The organism is Alkalihalobacillus bogoriensis ATCC BAA-922 (genome assembly GCF_000621445.1).
Lineage (GTDB): Bacteria > Bacillota > Bacilli > Bacillales > Bacillaceae_F > Bacillus_AO > Bacillus_AO bogoriense.
This window is the reverse complement of sequence record NZ_KK211279.1, coordinates 254085-275706: the sequence shown is the minus strand read 5'-3', so window position 1 is coordinate 275706 and position 21622 is coordinate 254085. Positions and strand designations below refer to the sequence as shown.

Here is a 21622-nt window from a genome sequence, read left to right as displayed (position 1 = left end):
GATGACTTCATAGAGAGGATTTTATATATGAAAAAAAGTCGAGTTATTGGCATTACGCTAATCATTCTACTAATCGCAATGGTCTATATTTTTTATGACAAAATGCAATTTACAACATATGGGGAAGTAATCTCAGATATGTTACGTGAAGATGAATCCATTACAGAGATTAGTATTATCGATTATAAAACAGACCGTTATTTTAACTCTGATAATAGCGAAATAGTGGAGAAGATTACTATTGAGCTTTTAAATATGGAAATGAAAAGGGATAATAACTCACCTCTTCGGTATGATTATGTGATTTTTCTTCATACAAATAAAGGAAATAAATATGATATTGCTGTAGGAGAAACCAGTGTAGAATTTGGCTATGATGGTCGATTTAAAATAATCAATGAAAATACACTTTACGAAAATATTGAAAAAGCGGATATTGAGTGGGAACCGGCAAGAAGTCAGTGACTGTGTATCAACGTTTTGTGAAAACAGATAGTTAACAGAGGCAATTCTTGCATAAGCAGGGATGGCTCTTTTTTCTATGTAAAGAATAGCTAGGAGCTATCCATTTGTCAATCATACAAACGTGTAAGAAAAAATTTACTGCAGAAAACATTGTAGAATTAGGTTACTATTAATTGTATAGGCTTTATTATCATTGTAATGGAAGGGTAGTGCAGTAGGATGGACAATAGATTAATGCCGTCATATTTATCTGGAGCAGATGGAATTCGTGCTATAGCTTGTTTAGCTGTTGTTTTCCATCACTTAACACAGCGTTTAACAATGGATTTACAAACTTCGATTGTGCAACAATCTCAAGCTTTTTTTCTATTAGGAAATGCGGGGGTCAGTGTTTTCTTCGTTTTAAGTGGGTTTTTACTAGCTTTACCATTTTGGAAAAGTTATCTAGGAAATGGCGGCTTTCCAAATATGAAGCACTATGTGTTTAGACGTGCGGTCCGTATTGTTCCAGGTTTTTATGTCGCATTATTTGTTTCGATTTTGCTTGCTTACTTTTGGCAGGTTCAGACGGATTATCAATGGCTGCGAATCATCACAGGCTTCACTTTTACGTCAGGATTTCATTATACTACTCTCTTTCCATCTGAATTAAATGGCCCACTATGGTCCATAAGTTTTGAAGTATTTAGCTATTTGTTATTGCCTATATTTATGTTGGGACTCTTCAATTTTGGGAAGAGAAGAACATTTTCGAAAGCGCTTTTGTATTGGTTTGGAGTGATAGTGTTTGTTTTAATCGTCAATCAAGGTGTCCATTCCTTTTTTACTCCAAATGAAGTTGAACGTGGCTGGGAGTATGGTTTGATTGGTGGAGCGAAGTACTGGATGCCTAATTATAATCCTGTTGGTTTTTTCGGACAGTTTGCAATAGGAATCATGGCATCTGCAGTTACAGTGAAACTTTTTACAGAAACAGAGCGAGTACGAAGGTTTAAACAAAAAGGTGGATTTGATGTCATTAGTGCATTAAGTTTAATCTGTACTATAGTCTTTATTTTTCAAATGCGACATATAGCGGAATTCACTGTGAGTTTTCAAAATCAGCCTTATTTTTTTCCGATTTTTCCCATTCTCGTAGCCGGTGCATTATGTACGGCACCTCATTCACGTTGGTTTGGTAAAATACTTGATAATTCACTGTTTCGTTTCACAGCCAAAGTTTCCTTTGGTATTTATATTTGGCACTATCTCGTTATTTTAAGTGTGGAGAGATACTGGCAACCTGATTTTGTTTACATGGGTCTTGCTGATTTCAATACATGGTTGGGCGTATCTTTTGTCGTTCTAATAATATCGTACGGTGTAGCAACCTTATCTTTTTACTTTGTTGAAAAGCCAATTCTTGATTGGGCGCAGAATAAAGAACGTCCTCTGCCGAAGCAAGAGGAGCCTAAGGTACGGAAAGAAGCGTAGTAAAAAGAAAGTCAGGATAAATTAAAAATACTGTGCTAATTCATATAGGATATAGTACAGTATTTTTAATTATTTGATAGAAGAATTAAATGATTATTGGAGGGGTTTTCATTAACATGATCAGGAATGACAGTTGTAAATTTAAAATTATGTGGAGAACAAAAAATTTGTTATAACGTAAACGGGACATTCCTTACATAGGGATGATTTTTTTATGTTTTATAAAAGGAAATTAATGTTAAAATGAAATGGTAGGAATAAAGATTAAACAGAAGAGGTTATCAACTATTAGGGCAGTAATATTGAAGAAATATATATACAGAATAAAAAATGAGACTATAGCGGATGGGGAGGAGATTTTTATTGAATTATGTTAAGGAATTAAGAAAATTAGTTGGTCATAGACCTTTAATACTACCTGGTTCAGTAGTTTTAATATTTAATGATAATAGTGAGTTATTATTACAACAGAGAAGGGACGGTAGTTGGGGATTACCAGGTGGAATTATGGAATTAGGTGAAAGTTTAGAAGAAACTGCACGTAGAGAAGTGAAAGAAGAAACAGGACTTGATATTGGAGAGCTAGGGCTATTAGACGTTTTTTCTGGTAAAGATTTTTATTTGAAAGTATCTAATGGTGATGAATTATATTCAGTAACTGCTGTTTTTGTAGCAAAAGAAGTGAAAGGAAATATAGAAATAGATAAACAAGAGTCTATTGATGTGCAGTATTTTAATGTGAAGGAATTACCTGATGATTTAACAAGAGGGACATGGAACTTTATTGAACCGTATTTAAAAAAAATGGACAAATAATTCTTATCAACAACGGTTGCAATATCCGCCATGTCTAGTTATGGTGCTAACGCGGAAGAGACTTCAAATGAATATATACTAAAAGTGAGGAATAGGTAAATGAAGTTTAAGCGGTTTTCCACATTGTTTTGTTTCACTTTAATAATGTTATTAATGATGGCTTGTAATTCAAATACTATGGAAGATGTGATGAGGGAAGTAGAATCTACGGATTTATCTAATGAAAGTATTGATGGAATAAAAGTGGGGATGTCAATCAATGATAAATCTTTTATAGCGAAAAATGGAAATTTTGAGCTGTATCCTGATAATGAACACTATGCCACACGAAGAAATTATGATCAATATTGGAACCAAGATTTTATTATGGGTGTTGATAGAGAAACAAAAGAAATTTTACAAGTTGGTGTACTTGAAGAAAATAAGACATCGTCAAGTGCAATGGGAATAAAAATAGGGGCGTTTATTGATGAAGTTAAAGTATTGTACGGTGAGAATTATTATAATTTTGAAGATAAAGATCAAGGCATATATATAATAGGGTACATTGACCACCAAAATAATGTGAATTTATCTTTTGTACACATTGATAATAAAGTTATAGGAATGAGTATCGGTTATGCTTTTGATAGGATGGAATGGGTACAGGAATAATTTGTAATTCTTATATTAATGACTTATAGGAGGTATTACTGTGTTTAACAAAGAGAAAGAAATGAAAAGTTGGGAAAGAACAAGAAAATTAGGGGCATGGAAATATATATTCTTGTATGGACTACTATTGGGTGGAACTGTTGCTTACTTCACTAGGTTTTTATTTAATAATATAAAAGGGGGCAATAGTACAATGTATGACTTTTTAATGTTTGCAATTCCTTTTGGATTATTATATGGAATTATAAGTTGGTTTTCTAGTGAAAATAAATATAAAAAATATATGGGAAATAAATAAACTATCATTAATGAAACGGGTAGCGAGAGAAATATAAGTCTTCGCTATTCTTGTTCAATTAACAAGGGAGAAGAGAGGACAAGCATTAAACAAAAATAGGGAGGGGGAGGAAGAAATATGGATATCTCTATCCGAAAAGCCGAGCAAAACGATTACGTTTTATTGTTGCCTTTATTTAAGCAGATTCATGAATTCCACGTTTTTGTAAGACCAGATTTGTACAAAGAGAATTCTACTCCCGTCGAACAAGAGTTTTTTGAAAGTCAGTTGAGTGATGAAAAACAGCATATTTTTGTGGCTGCTATAGGCAACGATATAGTTGGTGTTGTAGTGACAAAGGAAGAAGAAATAAATGAAAATTCGTTTGTTAACGCGAGGAAAGTATTATTTATAAAGAGTTTATGCGTTGCTGAAACTCATAGAAAGAAAGGTATTGGAAAAAAACTAACTAACTATGTTTTTGATTATGGAAGAAGGCTCAAAGTTAATAGTATTGAATTGGGAGTATCCGAGGAAAATACATCTGCCATTGAATTTTATAGGTCAATTGGAATGACAACAAAGAGTAGAAAAATGGAGATTATACTGGATTAAATGGTGTATTTCTTCACTGTTATTGCTTTGCATAGAAAAGTCTCAAGTAGCACTTTATGAAATAGGAGATTTTAAAAGATTTATTTCATGTTTAAATGGAAAACTCAAGGGTGAAGGGAATGATATAAATGAATAAATACAGTATTGCTAATACCACAAAAGCAGAAAGACAAAAAGTAGTTTCTGATGCAATAGCTATGAATTCATTAGGGGCGGATAAACCATTATCGGAAGAACATCGGGCTTTGTTCCAAAGTTATGTTGATGGTGAATTGGATTTTGATGAGCTTCGAAAATTAATAGTAGATACATATTTAAAAACAGGGGATTGAATACAAAATGATTGATCCCTATATAAATCCAAACACTAATGTATTAAAAAATAAACCTGGAATCACAGAGCAAAAAGTATTGGAAGATGTTGAAAATATAGTCGTTACCAATAAATTTTTTGATGTTGAGGATGTAAAAGGTAATTTTGACTATCAACATTTAATGGATATTCATAGACATTTGTTTGGTGATCTTTATGAGTGGGCTGGGGAAGCTCGGATTATAGATATTACAAAGAGCGAGAATGTACTTTCGGGATTGAGTGTTACTTATGGGCATCATAAAAAAATTACTGTCGAAGCATCAAAAGCAATTGAGGAGATGAAAGGTGTCAAATGGCATGAGTTAAAAAGTTATGATGAAAAGACTCAATCATTCTCTAAACATTATTCTAAGTTATGGAAAATACATCCTTTTAGAGAAGGAAATACAAGGACAGTGACTGAATTCTGTGTACAGTACGCAGCCACTCAAAATATATATCTAGATCGAGAAGTAATTGCGAGAAATCCTGCTTTTTTGAGGGATTCACTTGTTCTTGCAAGTATCGGTGAATACTCCGAATACACACATATTGAACGTATTGTTAAAGATTCAATGCAACGAGGAGATGAACTTCGTAAGGAAAAGAAAGAGGAAAGAAATAATATATTTTCCCTAAAAGGATTAAAAGAAATTGATTTAACAATTAATTCAAAGGATCGAACAAAAGATAATCGTTCACGTGAAACTGACAAGGGAGAGAGAGAATAAGCACAAAGAATATTGGCAATGGATGCTTCTTTATATTTTGAAGACCAGTAAATAGTACGGCTTACTGTTGAGGCGATAGCTACAAAAAGCTATCGTTTTCCTTGTAAGATAAGAAAGCATAGTAACTTTAGTGTAGCAGTGAAGCTTTGAAAGCTAATTCTAGAAGAGCGAAGGCTGCTCACCTGCACGTTACACCCCAAGAAGAGCGATTGGGGTTCACTGTCAAAGGCGGGCAGGGCTACGCACTTCGCTTGAAAGAAAAGACGCTCCGCGTTTTTCTTTATTGGATTAATTCAGTAGAATAATGAAACAAAGTGTTCGGACTTCTTGGTTATATAGTAAAGTGTGCTGGTTATGAAGGGGGAAATAAAGTTGGGAAAATGATTAAGTTTCTGTTTTTTTATTAATGCCGTGCTTTTCTTAAGAGGCTGTAGCTTAAATGTTGGAAATACTAGTAACGATATTGATTCCTATGTAGGTGATACTAGCGCAGTAGGATTCCTAATCAATTACGAAAAATAGTATAAAACATTTATGGATATAGCAGAGAAGTGACTAGTCGAATAGCTCTATTAGACAAAACAAGGGTAAAAAGGTAGCAAAGTGTCTAATAGAAGGGTTCTATTAGACAAAAGAAGAGCAAAAAGGAAGAGAAGGAATGCCTAACCTCAAATAAAAAAGATGAATAGTTGAAGGCAGTAAATATGATAAAAATACCTGATTTTATAGAAGAGTTATTACTGTGCTTAGATAAGGAAAAACATCCATTTTACATTTCATTTTAGGAAACGAATGCGAAAGATGCTAACCTCTCGCATTCGTTTAGGTTTTGGCCTTTATATTATACTATCGATGTGATTAAGGCACCCATAGACCATTGACAATGGCAACTAAGTCCCAATCGCCTAACTCATTCTCTTCAAATACGAGATGCAAACTTCTCCAGTCCATTCGGTCAAATTGTTCTGTACCAGCATAGTGAAATTCAACGACCATTGCTTCGGGAAAATAGTTTTTAATATTCGTACTTCTTTCACCTTCAGGCACATTCGGATTTACATTCACTTCATCTGGATTCAGGAAACGTTCTGCTTGAATTCGTTTTTCAAAATAAGCTTCAGGGGTTAATTTAATTTCTGTATTGGCTTCTTGTAAGCCCCACACATATTCAGTTTTGTCATCTAATAATGTGGCCATTTGTTCTTTGGTGAATATTAACGAATAACTTTCTATATACGCTTCAGGAGCAAACAATAACCCTTTTTCTTTGTGAACATAACTTGCGAGAGTGTCCATCTGGCGCTTGTGGAGAACTTGAACGATTTCCTTTGCTTTTTGCTCGATCATGATTTGTTCTTCACGAGGATCTTTTTCTGTTTCTTCTAGTTGTTCAGTTGGAGATGGATTTTGAATGCTTTCAGGTTGCTCCACATTACCTGTGGATTGATCATTCGTCGAGATGATGTTTACACCAATGATTGAACATAACGTGAGTGCTGCAGCAGTTGAAATAGCAACGATTATTTTTCTCATGTCAAATTTCCTCCTTATTGGTTGTGAATGCTCCTCATCCTTGAGGGCATTCATCACATTTTGATGCATTTGGTCTTTTTTAGATGCAGATAAACGATATGAAGGTAGTTTCTTCATTTTGTCCTCAACTGTTTTATGATTATTGTACATCTGCTCGCCTCCCGATTTGTTCTGTACGTAGTGCTTTAATAGCGCGATGATAATTAGTTCTAACCTCTGTTTCATTGCAGCCTAAGATTTGTGCTGTTTCCTTTACAGATAAATCCTGAATGCCACGTAGTATGAGTACTTCACGGTATTTCTTTTTTTGTCTTGAAATCGCTATATAAAGTTCGTGGTATTCTTCCTGCTGTAAAAAAATTTGCTCAGGAGTGGCACCTGATTGTTGGTTCCACATTGCTTCATCAAAGGGAGTGGATTGACTGAGCTTCTTTTTCTTCTTTCTCTCTTCATCAATGGCAACATTGCGTGCAATACTGAAAAGCCACGTCTTTGGAGTTGATTGTCCTCGGTAAGACGCAAGACCTTTTCCAGCTTTAATGAACACCTCCTGAACTAAATCTTCTACATCCGTTTTACCGGTGTAATAAACGAGGAAATGGTATACATCATCGCTGTATTGATAAAACCATTCTGAAATTGTTTTCTTTACCGTCATAAAATTTGCTCCCTCGTAGTTTGATTTCACTTATTAGACGTAAGGAATTTTGTTATGTGTCAGATTAGGAGAATTTTGTTTTAAAATTTTTTAATTACATCTTTTGAGGTTAACGGAGTTGTTGATTTCTCAGGGTAATTATATAGTAATGTATCATTTTATGATATACCTGTAGACAGATATATCATAAAGTGATATATTAAAACCAAACAGATATATCATAAAACGATATATCAAAAAGAGATATAGAAGGTGATGGATTGAAAACATCAGAACAAGTAACAGATTCAATGTTTTATATTATGGCAGCTTTAACGAAACCAAGGCATGGGTACGCAATCATGAACTTAATCGAAGAGAGGTCAAAGGGAGCAATAGCGATAGGACCTGCTTCAATGTATACGATAATCAAAAAGCTATTAAATCAAGATTGGATTTATCTTTATGATGGAGCGGACCCAAGAAAGAAAACATATTTGCTTACTGACAAAGGCAAAGAAGTATTAGAAGAAAATGTAAAACTTAGAAAATTAATGATTGATTTAGCGGAAATAGGTTTAAAGGAGGCAGAAGAATGAGAACTACAAAATATCTTATGTCAGGTGGTTTGGCATTTTCTGAGGAAAAGGACATGAAAAAGTTGCGAAGGTCTTCGTTAAAAGGGTGGCATGTCAGTGACTTTACATTTATGGGTTATAAACTTGAAAAAGGACCGAAATCGGATTATATTTACAGTGTCGATTATCGTTCACTTCAAGATAATGAAACTGAGGAGTATTTTGACTTTTTTAACTCTACTGGGTGGAGTCATATTACTTCAGAAGGGAATATGCACTTATTTCGTGCATTACCAGGGACTAAGCCGATATACAGTGATCGGGAGACCTTGGTTGAAAAGCATGCTAACTCAGGAGAGGCATTAAAATGGTTTGCCATTTCATTGTTTTTTATAACAGCACTTGTATGGATAGGAACATTCATAAGCACAGGAACATTACAAACCGTTCTTAACATAACAGCTATTATTCTTAGCATCATTGCTATTCCAACTATTTGGACTGTAGTTACGATATACAATAATAAATGGAAGATAGAAGGTAGAAGTAGTGTAAACAAAATAATAAAAATACTACCATTTTTATTATTAGTTGCTGCTTTGATAATATTGTTCGTTGTTGATGGCTCAAGTAATCCATTTTCTATTTTTCTATACATGATAATTGGTGCTATCGCATTTCCAACTGTGATATGGGTCATCATGTTTTTTTACCATAAGTTTGTTGGGGAAAAGCAAAATATATAGTTTGCTAAAACAATGTAGCGAAAAGGGATTTAATGTTAAAATGAAGGTGAATATGAGTGAATAAAAAATAGGGAGTTAGCTATGAAATACTATTTCGCTGTGACTTACGAAGTTTGTGAACACAATGATCTTTATTTAGATATGAATGAATATACTATTGATTCAGCTAAGGATTTAGATAATCAAATAAAAGAATTTGCAAAAATAGATGTTGCCCCAGTGGTAAAGGTTTACGAATCAAATACAATTGATTTTAAAGACTTTAGTTTGTATAAAGAATATAATTTTAAGGAATTTGAATGCGGTTGTGACGGTAGTTCATCCAATGTGAGCTATACCTCTTACTAAGATCGATACGGTAAGTAAAGGGGAATTCTTCAATTGTGTTTTTAAGCAAAGCGTCTCTACATGAGGGACGTTTTTTTCTATGTTCACCAAAAGGAAATTAATGTTAAAATAAAGGGAGGCAACGTACTTTAGTAAAAATCGTTGACACTTCAACGATTGTAGCAGTTAATTTAGGAAAGATGTTTTTCTAAAGTTTTATAGATTTTGTTTATAAAAATGTGTTATTTCAGGGGGTACTAATGGAGGGTGTCGGGTTATCTATCGTATTGTATATTGCTGGTCTAATTATTCTTTATATAGTTATTGAAACGGCTGTCAGGAAAGGGATTAACAATTCAATAATTGGTCAATATCTTGAAAAAAAGTATGGGATTAAGGACATTAGAGAAAATAAAAAATCGTTCTTTGATGATGATTTGGATAAAGAATAACCAAACACATCTTCAAGTAACAGTGATGGTGCTGTGGGGAGACATAGGGCATTCGATCAACTTGAAAAAGTAATTATTAATTTGCCAATGAATTATGTTTATAGTTTATACCAACATCTGATTCTGCAAGACACTGTGAGATTAAGAGACAATAAAAATTAGGAGGGAATCATGAAAAGTATTGTAATTGGTGGATTTATAATGATGGGTGGACTATTAATTACATTAACTATTATATTAGCGGGAACTATTTTCGCAACGGATATCACCGGATGGTCAGGCAAGTCGAAATTATGGTATGCAATTTGGGGAGAAAAGCAATATGGTGATGAGGTTGTACAGTCTTTATTTTTAGGTTTTCCATTTAGTGTAGGACTCGTACTAACTATATTAGGGTTCAGCATCTTAGGATATGAATATTATAAAACATTTAAGGATAATGCCTAACTCGAAGGGAGTGATAATACAGTGGTTAAATTGAGACGTCACTCTTCAAAATAATAAAATTTTGAGGAGGAAAGCGAATGGGTATAAACTTTACTAATAGTAAACATTTAAATAGAGAACAATTAGAGAGATTATATAATGATGTGGGCTGGTATGCTTACACAAAAGATTTAGCTGTTCTTCAACTAGCAACTGAACAGTCGTTAGAAGTGGTTTCAGCTTGGAATGGTCAAGAATTAGTTGGTTTAATCCGAATTATTGGTGATGGATTAACTATTATCTACATTCAGGATATTCTTGTTTTAAATGCTTACCAAAATCAAGGAATTGCAACTCAACTATTGCAACGAATTTTAAAAAAATATAAAGATGTTCGTCAAAAGGTATTATTAACAGACGAAGCCCCTGATGTAAGGCATTTTTATGAAAAGAATGGTTTCCAATCTTGTGATAAAGGTTCTTTAGTAGCGTTTGCGAAGTTAAGTTAAGGGATGCTTTAAAGAAGTTTGTTCTTTTTAGATGAGGATATTTCAACAATCTATATATAGTATTGAAGAAAAGAAGTTAACCACAATAAGGAGGGATTTATGCACCCGACAGAATTGATAGAGTTCATGGTTGTTGCTAGACTTGTTGCAGTGCTTATCGTTAGTTCGTTTATGTTAAAAGGACAATGGCATGAGGATATTGACCCTAGTCGTTCTGTTGGTATACATTCTTTTTTTATTGCTCGTCCTTATTGTATAGATGCACAAATAGAGAAAATAGTTGAAATGTTAGAATGGCATTTTAGAGCAGGAGTTTTCATATTGGGGTCGTTTTCGAAGACGAGCCAGAGGTTACTTATCATAATTTGGTAAAGAAAGAGAATTTCTTCCAAATTAGTTTTTCGACAAACAAAAGTTTAGACGAATTAAAATATAAAGAGAGTAATTAAGAAAATGTAATAAAGCGGAGAATCAATGATGATTGTAAAGGTTTATTTACTTTGGAGGGAAGAAGACAATGCATGATATTTTTGGATTGGTTTTAAACTTGTTATTTTTCATATTTGTAATTTATTTAATATCAAGAGTGGCTCACCATATGGTTAATACGAAAAAAACGTTAAATGAAATGAATGAAAAGCTTGATGAATTAAAACAAGAGATATCTAGTAAGGATTAAATGTTTGTTATTGAATGGAAGTGTATATTTTTATTTCAAAAGGAATGATATTGTGATTTTGTCTAATAACTTATTATTAAAACCGTTTACTTTGCCTGATGCAGATGATTTACTTCATTTTCAAATAAGTAATAAAGAATTCTTTGAAAAGTTCGCAATGGTGCGTCCAGATTCATTTTATACACTTTTGCATCAACAAAGTTTAATAAAAAAATGGGAACAGGACATTGAAAATGGCACGGAGTATCAGTATGGTATTTTTCAAAGGGAGACAAATAAACTCATAGGTATAATCAGTTTATTTCAGGTGATGAGAGGTTCTCTTCAGAGTGCTTTTATAGGCTATTTTATTGATAAAGACTATAACGGTAAGGGATATGGAACTGAAGCTGTAACATTGTTAGTAAACTATGCTTTTGAGTCATTACAATTACACCGAATTGAAGCAGGTGTTATGCCTCATAATATAGGATCAATTCGTGTGTTAGAAAAGTCGGGATTCCACAAAGAAGGATTAGCTATTAAAAATGTAAAGATTAATGGGAAATGGGAAGACCATCAAGTATTGGCTATTATAAATCCTGCTGACCACTAGGAGTAAAATGTTAAGAATCTAGGGAGAGTGCCTAATGGAGTTAGGGAATCCAATTGCTAAAGGTAATACTGCAAAAATTTATCTTTATGACAATAAAATCATAAAAGTCTTTAATGACTTTTTGCCAGAATTGGAATCCGTAAATGAGGCGAAAAAGCAACAATATGCTTATTCATGTGGACTTCCTGTACCTGAGGTTTTTGATGTTACAAGGATAAACGGAAAACAAGCGATCGTAATGGAATATGTTGCGGGACAAACTTTAGGAGATTTATTGGTGAAAGATAAAGAGCATGCAGAATATTACATGGATATCTCCGTTGACATGCAATTGAACGTACATCGAATGATGCCTAATCCAGAAGTTATCGGACAAATGTATGTTAAATTATCTCGTCAAATCGAATCTGTCCATCAACTCACTCAGCAACAAAAGTCGGGGCTGTTAAAGAAATTAGATTCTTTTACTTACGAGAGTAGGCTCTGTCATGGAGACTTTCATTTATATAATGTGATGAAGACTGACGATAATGTGGTCGTGATTGATTGGGTTGATGCGAGTGCCGGAGATGTTCGTGCGGATGTGTGTCGATCTTATCTTTTATATTCGCAAGTTTCAAGGGAACTCGCTGAAATGTACTTGCGGCTTTATTGTAAGAAAAGTGGCATGGGAAGGGATGAGGTATTTCAATGGGCCCCAGTTATTGCTGGCGCTAGATTATCTGAACATGTTGCAACAGAGAATAGTGAGCGACTTTTGAAGATGATTAACGACTCTATCTCATAAATCGAGAAGCAGGGAGATAGATCCAGCCTAATTTAGCATTACAATTAAGCTGGATCCTCCTATCAATATAATGATTAAGAAACAAGCTTAAGCCCAACGGCTGCGCTTAACACCATCGCAATAAAAACAAGCCTTTTCCAATCTTTAGATTCTCCATATAATGTCATGCCTAAAATTGCTCCTCCAGATGCACCAATACCAGTCCAAATTGCGTAGGCTGTCCCCATCGGTAAAGTTTGCATCGCGTAAGCAAGAAAGATAAAACTGAAACCAAATCCGAAAAGTAACAAAACGAATGAATGCCATTTTCGGTCGTGATGCAATTTATTAATCATGGCAACACCAAACATTTCACAAAGACCTGCAAAAATTAAAGAAATCCATGCCATTAGGCTTCACTTCCTTCCTTGATCGTTTGTTTTGTCACTAATTTCAAACCGATAACTCCAGTTAATAAAAGAAGAACCAATAGGATCTTTTCTATTTTAAATGGTTCACCGAAAAATAGAATTTCACTCATGACTGTTCCTGCAGTACCTAACCCAACAAAAATGGCATAGACCGTTCCTACCGGAAGTTTTTTTCCAGCCATAATCAGTAAATAAAAGCTAATAATGATTGCAATAACAGTACCGCTCCAAGTCCATACGTCATGAGCATGTTTTAAGCCAATCACCCAAAGAACTTCAAAGAAAGCAGCAACAAATACTTTCATCCAATCTAAATTCATATATATAACCTCCAAGATAACTAAAAGTAAAAAAACCTAGAAGACCACTGTTAAACAGTATCTCCCAGGCTTTTATCCTTCCGTGACACAGCAATGCTGTGAGTTTTCTCTCGGACCAGACCAACGTAACCGTTGCGGAACCCTAGAAAACCTTCTCATATACAATTACTTTTCATTATACACACATCTTTACAACAATCAATAATTTATTTGTTAGGAGTGAATCTACATGGCGATAGAGAATCCAATGATTACGAGAACGATAGAGGTAGGTGGACTGTCGAAACAGCAGTTAAGACAAAGCTTACAAGAGTTCTCTGTCCTGGTAAATGAATATGGAGAGAGATTGTTAGCGGATGAAAACTTTATAACTTCAGAGAAAAAATATAAGGTAGAAACGGTAGAGCTAACGGTGCGTTCGCTTGGGTTTCCTGATGGAGCTACAACGCCTGACATTTATAAACAAGCGGACGAACTTGGCTTGAAATTGTGTCCACTAGAGCTAGGACCTTACTTACGCCTGCATTTGTTGGACCAGGCAGAAGGGAATATTGGGACTTCATTACAACATCAAGCTCCAACAGGTTCAATAACAGTAGCAACAAAGGCCTTATATGAAGACGATGATTTTCCGAAAGGGTTTTACCTTAGACGAATAGACGGTCAATTATGGCTACGTGGGTACATTGCGGATGATTTGCATATGTGGAATGCGAATGACTGTTTTGTTTTTTGTCTAACGTAAAAAAAGAGATTGACAGATTTCTTCACTATATATAAAATAAGGAAAATTTAAACAATAAAAACACAATGACTGGGAGTAGTAAGGAGACATTTTTTACAGAGAGAGCTGTCGGTTGGTGAAAGACAGTCAAAAACAATCCCCAACTCGCCCATGAGTGGTAAGGCTGATAGTAGGTCTTAACGGTTGACTTCCGTAATCGGTTAAAAGTGGATTTGTATGTGTTAAACTACAAATCAAAAAGAGTGGTACCACGGGGGTAAAGCCTGTCGTCTCTTATGAGATGATGGGCTTTCTTATTGTTTAACGGAAACTATAACATAGTCGACCTTGGGAAGAATTGCGCCTGTATATTCTTAGAATGAATTAGGGGTTTGGGGTGCTGTGAGACAAGCGAGAAAAGACCTAAGTGAATCATTCAACACTTGGTTCGGTGGGGTTCGCGTTAGCGATTTTGTTGTTTTATGATAATTATGCGGCCATGAAAACCGTTAACTGTGAACATGGCTAGCGTTTTGGAACGTTGGTGGCCACAGGAGCCGTTATTCATAATATATCGCTAGAAATAGAGTGGCTTTTGAGCAAATAAGCGCTCCTGTGGCCGCTAAAAAACGGAAACCCGTATCATGTTCACAAATAACGGCTGCTCTGACCGCAAAAATGAGAGATGTGGAATCAATAGAACTTAATTGTTTGTACAAACTATTTATTCGCAAGCCCAAACCTTGAATTTGTTCATTTCTATTGAGGAGGAGAAAGAATGGAAAAAACAAATTGGCAAAGACAAGATGTCACCCAACATTATCTAGAACAAGTAAGAGGAGGAATTCCTTTCGGAGTTGAGCAAGCTAAAATCATGCTTCAAGTCGTTCATCATTTTACACCAAATCCCAAAAAAATATTGGATTTAGGGTGTGGTAATGGTTTCTTAGCTGAGATTTTACTGAAAACATATCCTGAAGCTACAGCTATTCTCGTGGACCATTCAGAGCCAATGGTCCAGGCGGCACGTGAGAATATGAGTGAGTTTAGTGACCGTTGTGAAATTATTCACGGTGATTTTAGTCCGTCGATTCAACAATATACAGGATTAAATTCAGTTGATTGTGTTGTCTCAGGATTTGCTATTCATCACCTTCCACATGAAAAGAAAAAAGAATTGTATCGAGATATTTATAGTCACTTATCAGAAGGAGGCATTTTTATTAATATTGAGCACGTCGCCTCAGCGACATCTGAACTTGAAAAACTTCATGATGAGCTTTTTATTACCCATCTTGCTTCCCATAACAATAGAAACAAAGATGAGGTGGCTATCGAGTACAACAATAGACCAGACAAGGAAGATAATATTCTTGAAAGAGTCGATGTTCAGGTAGAGTGGTTAAGAGATATTGGATTTAACCATGTGGATTGTTATTTCAAATGGATGGAGCTTGCTGTTTTCGGTGGTGTAAAATAGGAATTATGTTAGTTTTATAGAGGAAATGATGGATTGAGGTGAGGATTTCGTTGTTCATTTTTCTAGGTATGATTATCATTTTGGTAGTGTGTGTCTTGGAGTCTTCTAAATTACAAAAACAAAATGACAAACTGATTGAGCAAAACTATCAGATTATTACATTGTTAGATGAAATCAAGAAACAAAAAAGTTAAGATTTTCCTTTACATAGTTGGAAATCGTTGGTACTATCTAACCAAGAGATGTAAAGAAAGGGGAATCGATAGGACACATGTGGAATACCTTGAACTGATGATGTAATTGGATAATGACAGCTACGGTCCTTTTTAACAGGATGCGTTTCTTTGTCAATCTTAAATCATTCAAGGGATACATGGTGTGGACAATTTCATTCCCATTACCAAGCAGATACCGTTGTGTGTCTGCTTTTTATTTATGGAAAAAATACATCTCTATTGCCACTCTCATAGAGTCCCTATATTTGGGGGAATTCGTAATGAAAAGTTATGACGAAAATGAAGAAAAGCTTACAGGTGGGAATGTCTCAACTGTTTATCGAGTCGGAAATACGGTTCGACGTGAGCTAAAGAATGAAAGTGCTAGTATTCATAAATTATTGCAGCATTTAGAAAGTAAAGGTTTTAATTTTGCTCCGAAATTTAGAGGGATTGATGCAAAAAATAGAGAAATCCTTTCCTATATTGACGGGGACGCTGGTCATTATCCTTTAAAAACATATATGTGGTCTCATGATGTTTTAACAGAAATAGCAAAAATGCTCCGAGAATATCATGATGCTGTTAGTGATTTTCCACAATTACATGAGTGGAAACCGATGGAGAGTACTCCTGAACAAATCGAGGTTGTATGTCACAATGATTTTGCTATATATAACATTATTTTTAAACATGAAAAGCCAGTCGGCATTATTGATTTTGACCTTGCTGCTCCTGGGCCACGGCTATGGGATATTGCCTATGCTCTTTATACTTGTGTTCCGTTAAGTAGACTGTATCATACTGAACAAGGTGAGGCGGTTTTTTATGATCCGTTAAAGGGTGCGGCCCGGATAAGACAACGGGTTGCGTTATTTTTTGAAGCTTACGGGATAAAAGGGATGGAAAAAGGTTTTTTACAAATGGTATTGCTACGAGTAGAAGGGCTATGTAAATACATGATAAAAAGAGCGAGTGAAGGTGATGTTGCTTTTCAAAAGATGATTGATGACGGACATTTTGAACATTACCAAAAGGAATTTCTATTCATTCGTGAATATGGGAGAGAATGGGTTTAGGGTGTAAATGTTCCAAATGTAAAAAATGGTATATGTAACAAAGGAAGCTTGGGGAATCCAAGCTTTTTTTACGTTTATTGGTTGGACAACGTAATCCCTTCTAAACCACTCTTGTGTAGATACAATAGATTTTTATACTACCATTCCTAACGTCCATTTTATTAAAGGTGGCCAATATAGCATCGGACAGCCTCGCATTTAAGATAGAAACCTATCATATGTATAACAATACTATTAGAAAACAGTAGCATTTAACTATAATAATCTCTCCAATTGCCCTTCTTAGAAAAAATTATACACTCGTCCAATCATATATCTGAAATACTCATAAAATATAGCAACCTCAAGTAAAGGAGGTGTTAGATATGAGTGGATACAAAAAAAGTCCAAGTTTTACACTAATCGTTGTGCTGTTTATCCTTTTAGTTATCGTTGGTGCTTGTTGTTGGTACGGCGGTTATTAATTTAACTAGGTTTTTAAACAAAGCAGGCTACTATAGTAGTCTGCTTTATCTAGGTATTCTTTTTATATAATAAAAAATAAATCCTCGGTATTAATTGGTAAATTATGCTATATTATAAAGAAGTTAATGAGAAAGGTTGTGTTTATTTGGAAAGCAACGAGGCTACGCAAAAGAAGTACGGTTTGATTAGTTATTTCGCCCTTGCTGTTGGGGTTATTTGTTTTTTCATTGTTTTTGTAACACCAACAAGAATAGCGAATATAGGAAATGGATTTGGAGATATTATTACGTTTTTGCTAACAGGGGTTGGTATCGTCCTAGCAATCATTGGGTTAGTAAAGAAAACAGAGAAAAATGTCATTCCTGTGATTGCTTTACTCCTTTCCTCGTCCTTCTTTATCTTTTGGATCATCACAATTATTTTATTGTTTACGGGACAAATTGAATTTGGGCCTTAGGTTTTTTTGATTAGGTGATTATTTGTTTATCCTTGTTGAAAAAAATAAGTAAGAGAGTGTAAACAGGGCACGGAGTTGTCGACGAACGATAGAGACGCATCAAAAAATAGCTGTTTCACACTATGGGTGTTGATGAGAAAAACCTATCGGACATCTGTTCCGCTATTTTCATAAAAACTACTATTTTTAAAATGCTATTGGACATTTGTTCCGTTACTTTAAGGAAACAGAGAGTTTTTCTCGCTCTTTTGAACAAATAGCGGAACATACGTCCGATAGCTTTGTAGAAATGCTTCATTTTCATGGAATAGCGGAATAGATGTCCGTTACAAAAAAATTTCCTTTAGAAAAAATAGTCACAACAATAAAGGAAATTACATATACTACCATACATCAGTAGGTGTTAACCTAGCTTTAGGAGGGTAGTAAATGCAAGCAATTCAGCAAACCGAACGCACCATACCTGTGCCTTCCACTTGGAGTATTATTGGAGATGTTGCAGGAAGGCGGATAGTAAGAGGTGTACTAGTAATCCAAGCCATTGAAAATAACAATGTCCGAGGGACGATTAATTTTCGAGGTACAGATTTGCCGATTAGCGGGATATGGGATGAGAATACTAGAAATCTAATGTTTAACACAGCGTTCGCAAGCTTTTCAGGTCAATTGTTGGTCTTTGATCAGTTGGCAATTAATACAAGGCATTTCGTGTTAAATGGCAACTTTTTAATGAACCCTCCATCTTTACAAGCAGGGGAGTTTGGACAATGGGTTGGTCTAACTAGTACGACACGAATTGGTCCCCCGCAATTCTCAGACCCTGTACCAACAAGTGCATTATTTTTGTTATCTGATATGGTTTATGGAAATCCAATGCATTTTAGATAGAAATACATGACTAAATAAGTCTATCAATATCATGTTGAAGGCTTATTTTTGTGTTTGATTATATATCAGTTATAAAGCAAAATCCTTAATTAATTTCCGTTTTTTTTTATTTTAAAAAGGAAATTAATGTTAAAATAAAGAAAAAGGTGATATTATGATCCGAACATATCGAGCAGAAGATAAAGAGTACATAGTCAATGCTCATTATGATTTATACAACAGTGAATTTGGATACGACTTATCTTTTCGTCATTTTATAGAAGAAAGTGTAAATGGATTTATCGAGCGGACCGATTGTTCTGAAAATATTTTTGTTTTAGAGAAAAATGAAAAACAAAAAGGATCCATTAGTATTAAAAAAGTGAATGACAAGACTGCCCAATTGGGTTTGTTTCTTGTTGACCCTAGTGTTCGAGGTGCAGGTTATGGCCTGAAATTAGTCGAAGCAGCAATTAATTTCAGTAAAGAAAAAGGATATGAGAAGGTTATTCTTTGGACAAATAGTGAGTTGAAAGCAGCAAGGACAATTTATGAAAAGTTTGGTTTTACATTAATGAAAACACAACCGCAAATGCTGTCCGGTAAAGAACTAATTGAAGAAAAATGGGAGTTAATGTTGTTAAGTTAAACTAGTGTTTTAAAGTAATTCAATTTTAGGGGAGAAATCCATGAAAATCAGCAAAAATAATGCAGAACATTATAGTTGGGGAGATAATTGCGATGGTTGGCATTTAGTGAAACATAACGATTTAAGTATTATTCATGAACGGATGCCGCCTAATACATTTGAAGTAAGGCATTATCATGAGCGCTCTCGACAATTTTTCTTTGTTTTATCAGGCACTGCGACACTTGAAGTTGACGGTGTTTCAATACAATTACATCCACAAGAAGGATACGAAGTTCCTCCACTTGTTCCACACCAAATGTTTAATAATACTAATCAAGATGTTGAATTTATTGTTACTTCTCAGTCAAATAGTAGAGGCGATAGGGTTTTAATGAGTGGATAAAACGGAAAGAGCCAGCCTTACGGACATACATTCCGCTAACTCAATAAAAATTAGCTTTTTTCAAAAGCTATCGGACATACGTTCCGTTATATTAGAAAAATAGAATGGATGTAACACTCGTTTGGTCAAATAGCGGAACAGATGTCCGATAGCAATCAAAAACACCCCGTATTTCATGAAATAGCGGAACAGATGTCCGATACGCTCTGAGCACCGACTCCTTTTAAGAATAAAGGAGTTCTTTTTTTATTTTTAAAAGAATTTTAAGCTCATGTTGTGCTATAATCTCCAAAAATAGTAAAAAATCACTTAAAGGAGAGGGTTAGATGAAAGTTACCGTTCGTAAAATGGTTCACGAAGATATAAAGCAAGTTCAAGATGTGGCGAAAACGACTTGGCATGACACATACGAGGGGGTAATTCCAATAGAAGTACAAAACAATTTCTTGAGCTCAGCTTATAGTGATGAGGGAATGAGACATCGCTTAGAACGATCTTTTTTATATGTAGCGGAAGTTGATGAGCAAATTGTTGGTTTTGCAAATTTTTCTCCAGTGAAAAAAGACGGAAAAGTGGAACTTGGCGCGATATATCTTTACCCAGAATTTCAAGGTAATGGGATAGGTTCAGCATTGTTACAACATGGGATCAAAGAATTAGAGGGGATAAAAGAGATATATATTAATGTTGAAAAAGATAATAAAATCGGAAAAGCGTTTTATGATGCAAAAGGATTTGAAATCATTAGTGAGTTTGATGACAATTTCGGTGGATATACCTTTAATACTGTGCGGATGGTTTTACGTGTAAATCATTAAGAAACGATTGGAGGTGCTGGGCTTGAAAAAACGAACTATAGGAATAGCATTGTTTATAGGCTTTTTTGTTGGTGTAGTAGTTTTTCTCTCAGAATATTTAATTCCTAATCAAAGCAGGATGGTTACAGGGGGCATTGCTGGAATATCTGCTTTGGTAGTTGGTTTACTTGGCCTTACATTATTTCCAAATAAATCAAAGTGAAAGAGGGCCTTAGAATGAATGCTTCAATTTCAATCCGCTTAGAAGATTTCATGATTGAGTAACTTTGCAATTAGCGCTGTTACTAGTTGGTAGAATGAGAGGAAGAGGGCCCACTATATGATGGAAGAAATGTTTGTACAAGTAAGTGGTTGTAAACTATATGCAAAGTTGCTAGGAGAAAACGCTGGAATACCAACTGTTATTATGGACGCTGGGTATGGAGATTGTTCTAAAACTTGGGATTCAATCATTGGCGAAATTTCAACGTTTGCCAATGTTTTCGTTTATGATAGAGCAGGGCTCGGGAAAAGTGAACCAAGTTCTAACCCGAGAACTAGCAAAGAGATGGTAAAGGAACTGAAAGAACTACTAGTAAAAGCTAACATCACCCCTCCCTACATCGTAGTTGGCCATTCATTTGGCGGAGTTACAATGCGGATGTTTGCTAGTGAATATCGAAATGATGTTTGTGGACTTGTCTTGGTTGATTCTACTCCAGGAGATTACAGAGAAAGATTCCTCCCAACTATGTCTCAAGAGTTTCAACAAGCTTACAACAATCAGTTCGTTGCTGAAGGCAATTACGATGAATTTATGGAAAGTTTGAAGCAGGTTAAAGAAGCCAGATGTTCATTACATGTCCCACTAATCGTTGTTTCTGCAGGTAAGAAAACTCATTATTCGAAAGTCTCTCAAAAATTGTGGAATGAAATGCAAGCTGAGATTCTTGATATATCAATGGATGCTGAATTGGTGATTGCAGAAAATAGTGGTCACTATATACAAAATGATGAACCAGAAATCGTTATTAGTGCGATAAAAAAGTTGGTTGAAAGGGTTTAAGTGAGGGAGGTATTTATACTCCATTAGGAAAATAGTGTTAAAATTAAAAGGCA

Annotated in this window: 33 protein-coding genes, 1 riboswitch and 1 other annotated feature; of the genes, 29 read left to right on the top strand and 4 right to left on the bottom strand. The window is 34.8% G+C overall.

The window, feature by feature from the left end; translation table 11 throughout:
* The first annotated feature begins 27 nt into the window (after positions 1-27).
* The 8 genes from T323_RS0122300 (at position 28) to T323_RS27450 (ending at position 5386) form a co-directional block, all read left to right on the top strand.
* Positions 28-465 (top strand): hypothetical protein, encoded by a 438-nt coding sequence (locus tag T323_RS0122300; protein WP_026675257.1) that lies wholly within the window; start codon positions 28-30, stop codon positions 463-465.
* Between the two features lie 219 nt (positions 466-684).
* Positions 685-1938: an acyltransferase family protein gene (locus T323_RS0122295; protein ID WP_026675256.1), complete on the top strand. Its 1254-nt coding sequence runs from the start codon at positions 685-687 to the stop codon at positions 1936-1938.
* Positions 1939-2301: 363 nt separating this feature from the next.
* A complete protein-coding gene (locus T323_RS0122290) occupies positions 2302-2754 on the top strand; it encodes an NUDIX hydrolase (protein ID WP_026675255.1) in 453 nt (150 codons plus the stop codon).
* Between the two features lie 99 nt (positions 2755-2853).
* Complete coding sequence (locus tag T323_RS0122285; RefSeq protein WP_026675254.1) at positions 2854-3408, top strand: hypothetical protein; 555 nt, start codon at positions 2854-2856, stop codon at positions 3406-3408.
* Positions 3409-3448: 40 nt separating this feature from the next.
* Complete coding sequence (locus tag T323_RS0122280) at positions 3449-3706, top strand: hypothetical protein (RefSeq protein WP_026675253.1); 258 nt, start codon at positions 3449-3451, stop codon at positions 3704-3706.
* A gap of 117 nt (positions 3707-3823) precedes the next feature.
* Positions 3824-4300, top strand: a complete 477-nt coding sequence (locus T323_RS0122275) for a GNAT family N-acetyltransferase (RefSeq protein ID WP_026675252.1) — start codon at positions 3824-3826, stop codon at positions 4298-4300.
* A gap of 128 nt (positions 4301-4428) precedes the next feature.
* Positions 4429-4632, top strand: a complete 204-nt coding sequence (locus T323_RS0122270) for an antitoxin VbhA family protein (RefSeq protein ID WP_026675251.1) — start codon at positions 4429-4431, stop codon at positions 4630-4632.
* A 7-nt stretch (positions 4633-4639) separates the two neighbouring features.
* Complete coding sequence (locus T323_RS27450) at positions 4640-5386, top strand: Fic/DOC family protein (RefSeq protein ID WP_051556677.1); 747 nt, start codon at positions 4640-4642, stop codon at positions 5384-5386.
* An 858-nt stretch (positions 5387-6244) separates the two neighbouring features.
* Here the strand turns inward: T323_RS27450 and T323_RS0122260 are convergent.
* Complete coding sequence (locus T323_RS0122260; RefSeq protein ID WP_026675250.1) at positions 6245-7069, bottom strand: hypothetical protein; 825 nt, start codon at positions 7067-7069, stop codon at positions 6245-6247.
* Positions 7059-7577, bottom strand: a complete 519-nt coding sequence (locus tag T323_RS0122255) for an RNA polymerase sigma factor (protein ID WP_026675249.1) — start codon at positions 7575-7577, stop codon at positions 7059-7061. Before T323_RS0122255 ends, T323_RS0122260 begins: the two co-directional genes overlap by 11 nt.
* 260 nt (positions 7578-7837) lie before the next feature.
* Between T323_RS0122255 and T323_RS0122250 the strand changes: the two genes are divergently transcribed.
* From T323_RS0122250 to T323_RS0122205, 10 genes are all read left to right on the top strand, one after another.
* Entirely contained in the window at positions 7838-8155 is a 318-nt protein-coding gene (locus tag T323_RS0122250; RefSeq protein WP_026675248.1) for a PadR family transcriptional regulator, read from the top strand.
* On the top strand, positions 8152-8880 hold the full coding sequence (locus T323_RS0122245; RefSeq protein WP_026675247.1) for a DUF2812 domain-containing protein: 729 nt from the start codon (positions 8152-8154) through the stop codon (positions 8878-8880). The genes T323_RS0122250 and T323_RS0122245 overlap by 4 nt, the downstream gene beginning before the upstream one ends.
* A gap of 81 nt (positions 8881-8961) precedes the next feature.
* Positions 8962-9228: a hypothetical protein gene (locus T323_RS27445; RefSeq protein ID WP_051556676.1), complete on the top strand. Its 267-nt coding sequence runs from the start codon at positions 8962-8964 to the stop codon at positions 9226-9228.
* 239 nt (positions 9229-9467) lie between these two features.
* Entirely contained in the window at positions 9468-9659 is a 192-nt protein-coding gene (locus tag T323_RS0122235) for a hypothetical protein (RefSeq protein ID WP_026675246.1), read from the top strand.
* A 171-nt stretch (positions 9660-9830) separates the two neighbouring features.
* Positions 9831-10106, top strand: coding sequence for a hypothetical protein (locus tag T323_RS0122230; RefSeq protein WP_026675245.1), 276 nt, complete (start codon positions 9831-9833; stop codon positions 10104-10106).
* Between the two features lie 77 nt (positions 10107-10183).
* Positions 10184-10594 carry a GNAT family N-acetyltransferase gene (locus T323_RS0122225; RefSeq protein ID WP_026675244.1) on the top strand — a complete coding sequence of 137 codons (411 nt, stop codon included), beginning with the start codon at positions 10184-10186 and terminating at the stop codon, positions 10592-10594.
* Positions 10595-10693: 99 nt separating this feature from the next.
* Complete coding sequence (locus tag T323_RS27440; protein ID WP_051556675.1) at positions 10694-10966, top strand: hypothetical protein; 273 nt, start codon at positions 10694-10696, stop codon at positions 10964-10966.
* A 145-nt stretch (positions 10967-11111) separates the two neighbouring features.
* Positions 11112-11273, top strand: a complete 162-nt coding sequence (locus T323_RS29255; RefSeq protein ID WP_169737920.1) for a hypothetical protein — start codon at positions 11112-11114, stop codon at positions 11271-11273.
* A 52-nt stretch (positions 11274-11325) separates the two neighbouring features.
* A complete protein-coding gene (locus tag T323_RS0122210) occupies positions 11326-11868 on the top strand; it encodes a GNAT family N-acetyltransferase (protein ID WP_026675242.1) in 543 nt (180 codons plus the stop codon).
* 34 nt (positions 11869-11902) lie between these two features.
* Complete coding sequence (locus T323_RS0122205; RefSeq protein ID WP_026675241.1) at positions 11903-12655, top strand: aminoglycoside phosphotransferase family protein; 753 nt, start codon at positions 11903-11905, stop codon at positions 12653-12655.
* 74 nt (positions 12656-12729) lie between these two features.
* Here T323_RS0122205 and T323_RS0122200 read toward each other — a convergent pair whose 3' ends face one another.
* Positions 12730-13044 (bottom strand): DMT family transporter, encoded by a 315-nt coding sequence (locus T323_RS0122200; protein WP_026675240.1) that lies wholly within the window; start codon positions 13042-13044, stop codon positions 12730-12732.
* On the bottom strand, positions 13044-13385 hold the full coding sequence (locus T323_RS0122195) for a DMT family transporter (protein ID WP_026675239.1): 342 nt from the start codon (positions 13383-13385) through the stop codon (positions 13044-13046). Before T323_RS0122195 ends, T323_RS0122200 begins: the two co-directional genes overlap by 1 nt.
* A 59-nt stretch (positions 13386-13444) precedes the next feature.
* Positions 13445-13542: riboswitch (guanidine-I (ykkC/yxkD leader) on the bottom strand.
* A gap of 72 nt (positions 13543-13614) precedes the next feature.
* Between T323_RS0122195 and T323_RS0122190 the strand changes: the two genes are divergently transcribed.
* From T323_RS0122190 to T323_RS0122135, 11 genes are all read left to right on the top strand, one after another.
* The gene (locus T323_RS0122190; RefSeq protein ID WP_026675238.1) at positions 13615-14130 is read left to right on the top strand and encodes a hypothetical protein; all 516 of its coding nucleotides are present in this window, start codon (positions 13615-13617) and stop codon (positions 14128-14130) included.
* Positions 14131-14186: 56 nt separating this feature from the next.
* Positions 14187-14407 (top strand) — a binding site (T-box leader).
* 480 nt (positions 14408-14887) lie between these two features.
* Positions 14888-15589 carry a class I SAM-dependent methyltransferase gene (locus tag T323_RS0122185; protein WP_026675237.1) on the top strand — a complete coding sequence of 234 codons (702 nt, stop codon included), beginning with the start codon at positions 14888-14890 and terminating at the stop codon, positions 15587-15589.
* Positions 15590-16085: 496 nt separating this feature from the next.
* Complete coding sequence (locus T323_RS0122175; RefSeq protein ID WP_026675236.1) at positions 16086-16883, top strand: phosphotransferase enzyme family protein; 798 nt, start codon at positions 16086-16088, stop codon at positions 16881-16883.
* Positions 16884-17248: 365 nt separating this feature from the next.
* Positions 17249-17347: a YjcZ family sporulation protein gene (locus T323_RS28570; RefSeq protein WP_084309371.1), complete on the top strand. Its 99-nt coding sequence runs from the start codon at positions 17249-17251 to the stop codon at positions 17345-17347.
* Between the two features lie 146 nt (positions 17348-17493).
* Positions 17494-17805 carry a hypothetical protein gene (locus T323_RS0122165; RefSeq protein WP_026675235.1) on the top strand — a complete coding sequence of 104 codons (312 nt, stop codon included), beginning with the start codon at positions 17494-17496 and terminating at the stop codon, positions 17803-17805.
* Positions 17806-18234: 429 nt separating this feature from the next.
* Complete coding sequence (locus T323_RS0122160; RefSeq protein WP_026675234.1) at positions 18235-18693, top strand: hypothetical protein; 459 nt, start codon at positions 18235-18237, stop codon at positions 18691-18693.
* A 154-nt stretch (positions 18694-18847) separates the two neighbouring features.
* Positions 18848-19321 carry a GNAT family N-acetyltransferase gene (locus tag T323_RS27435; RefSeq protein WP_051556674.1) on the top strand — a complete coding sequence of 158 codons (474 nt, stop codon included), beginning with the start codon at positions 18848-18850 and terminating at the stop codon, positions 19319-19321.
* A gap of 40 nt (positions 19322-19361) precedes the next feature.
* On the top strand, positions 19362-19706 hold the full coding sequence (locus T323_RS0122150; protein WP_026675233.1) for a cupin domain-containing protein: 345 nt from the start codon (positions 19362-19364) through the stop codon (positions 19704-19706).
* Positions 19707-20032: 326 nt separating this feature from the next.
* Entirely contained in the window at positions 20033-20524 is a 492-nt protein-coding gene (locus T323_RS0122145; RefSeq protein WP_026675232.1) for a GNAT family N-acetyltransferase, read from the top strand.
* A 22-nt stretch (positions 20525-20546) separates the two neighbouring features.
* Positions 20547-20726: a hypothetical protein gene (locus T323_RS0122140; protein ID WP_026675231.1), complete on the top strand. Its 180-nt coding sequence runs from the start codon at positions 20547-20549 to the stop codon at positions 20724-20726.
* A 117-nt stretch (positions 20727-20843) separates the two neighbouring features.
* Positions 20844-21569, top strand: coding sequence for an alpha/beta fold hydrolase (locus T323_RS0122135; RefSeq protein WP_026675230.1), 726 nt, complete (start codon positions 20844-20846; stop codon positions 21567-21569).
* Positions 21570-21622: the final 53 nt, after the last annotated feature.

Excerpts from the sequence above, each read along its gene's own strand:
- T323_RS0122300 (WP_026675257.1), top strand. The coding sequence starts at position 28 with ATGAAAAAAAGTCGAGTTATTGGCATTACGCTAATCATTCTACTAATC.
- T323_RS0122295 (WP_026675256.1), top strand. The coding sequence starts at position 685 with ATGGACAATAGATTAATGCCGTCATATTTATCTGGAGCAGATGGAATT.
- T323_RS0122285 (WP_026675254.1), top strand. The coding sequence starts at position 2,854 with ATGAAGTTTAAGCGGTTTTCCACATTGTTTTGTTTCACTTTAATAATG.
- T323_RS0122275 (WP_026675252.1), top strand. The coding sequence starts at position 3,824 with ATGGATATCTCTATCCGAAAAGCCGAGCAAAACGATTACGTTTTATTG.
- T323_RS0122270 (WP_026675251.1), top strand. The coding sequence starts at position 4,429 with ATGAATAAATACAGTATTGCTAATACCACAAAAGCAGAAAGACAAAAA.
- T323_RS27450 (WP_051556677.1), top strand. The coding sequence starts at position 4,640 with ATGATTGATCCCTATATAAATCCAAACACTAATGTATTAAAAAATAAA.
- T323_RS0122260 (WP_026675250.1), bottom strand. The coding sequence starts at position 7,069 with ATGTACAATAATCATAAAACAGTTGAGGACAAAATGAAGAAACTACCT.
- T323_RS0122255 (WP_026675249.1), bottom strand. The coding sequence starts at position 7,577 with ATGACGGTAAAGAAAACAATTTCAGAATGGTTTTATCAATACAGCGAT.
- T323_RS0122245 (WP_026675247.1), top strand. The coding sequence starts at position 8,152 with ATGAGAACTACAAAATATCTTATGTCAGGTGGTTTGGCATTTTCTGAG.
- T323_RS27445 (WP_051556676.1), top strand. The coding sequence starts at position 8,962 with ATGAAATACTATTTCGCTGTGACTTACGAAGTTTGTGAACACAATGAT.
- T323_RS0122235 (WP_026675246.1), top strand. The coding sequence starts at position 9,468 with ATGGAGGGTGTCGGGTTATCTATCGTATTGTATATTGCTGGTCTAATT.
- T323_RS0122230 (WP_026675245.1), top strand. The coding sequence starts at position 9,831 with ATGAAAAGTATTGTAATTGGTGGATTTATAATGATGGGTGGACTATTA.
- T323_RS0122225 (WP_026675244.1), top strand. The coding sequence starts at position 10,184 with ATGGGTATAAACTTTACTAATAGTAAACATTTAAATAGAGAACAATTA.
- T323_RS27440 (WP_051556675.1), top strand. The coding sequence starts at position 10,694 with ATGCACCCGACAGAATTGATAGAGTTCATGGTTGTTGCTAGACTTGTT.
- T323_RS29255 (WP_169737920.1), top strand. The coding sequence starts at position 11,112 with ATGCATGATATTTTTGGATTGGTTTTAAACTTGTTATTTTTCATATTT.
- T323_RS0122205 (WP_026675241.1), top strand. The coding sequence starts at position 11,903 with ATGGAGTTAGGGAATCCAATTGCTAAAGGTAATACTGCAAAAATTTAT.
- T323_RS0122200 (WP_026675240.1), bottom strand. The coding sequence starts at position 13,044 with ATGGCATGGATTTCTTTAATTTTTGCAGGTCTTTGTGAAATGTTTGGT.
- T323_RS0122195 (WP_026675239.1), bottom strand. The coding sequence starts at position 13,385 with ATGAATTTAGATTGGATGAAAGTATTTGTTGCTGCTTTCTTTGAAGTT.
- T323_RS0122190 (WP_026675238.1), top strand. The coding sequence starts at position 13,615 with ATGGCGATAGAGAATCCAATGATTACGAGAACGATAGAGGTAGGTGGA.
- T323_RS0122185 (WP_026675237.1), top strand. The coding sequence starts at position 14,888 with ATGGAAAAAACAAATTGGCAAAGACAAGATGTCACCCAACATTATCTA.
- T323_RS0122175 (WP_026675236.1), top strand. The coding sequence starts at position 16,086 with ATGAAAAGTTATGACGAAAATGAAGAAAAGCTTACAGGTGGGAATGTC.
- T323_RS28570 (WP_084309371.1), top strand. The coding sequence starts at position 17,249 with ATGAGTGGATACAAAAAAAGTCCAAGTTTTACACTAATCGTTGTGCTG.
- T323_RS0122160 (WP_026675234.1), top strand. The coding sequence starts at position 18,235 with ATGCAAGCAATTCAGCAAACCGAACGCACCATACCTGTGCCTTCCACT.
- T323_RS27435 (WP_051556674.1), top strand. The coding sequence starts at position 18,848 with ATGATCCGAACATATCGAGCAGAAGATAAAGAGTACATAGTCAATGCT.
- T323_RS0122150 (WP_026675233.1), top strand. The coding sequence starts at position 19,362 with ATGAAAATCAGCAAAAATAATGCAGAACATTATAGTTGGGGAGATAAT.
- T323_RS0122145 (WP_026675232.1), top strand. The coding sequence starts at position 20,033 with ATGAAAGTTACCGTTCGTAAAATGGTTCACGAAGATATAAAGCAAGTT.
- T323_RS0122135 (WP_026675230.1), top strand. The coding sequence starts at position 20,844 with ATGATGGAAGAAATGTTTGTACAAGTAAGTGGTTGTAAACTATATGCA.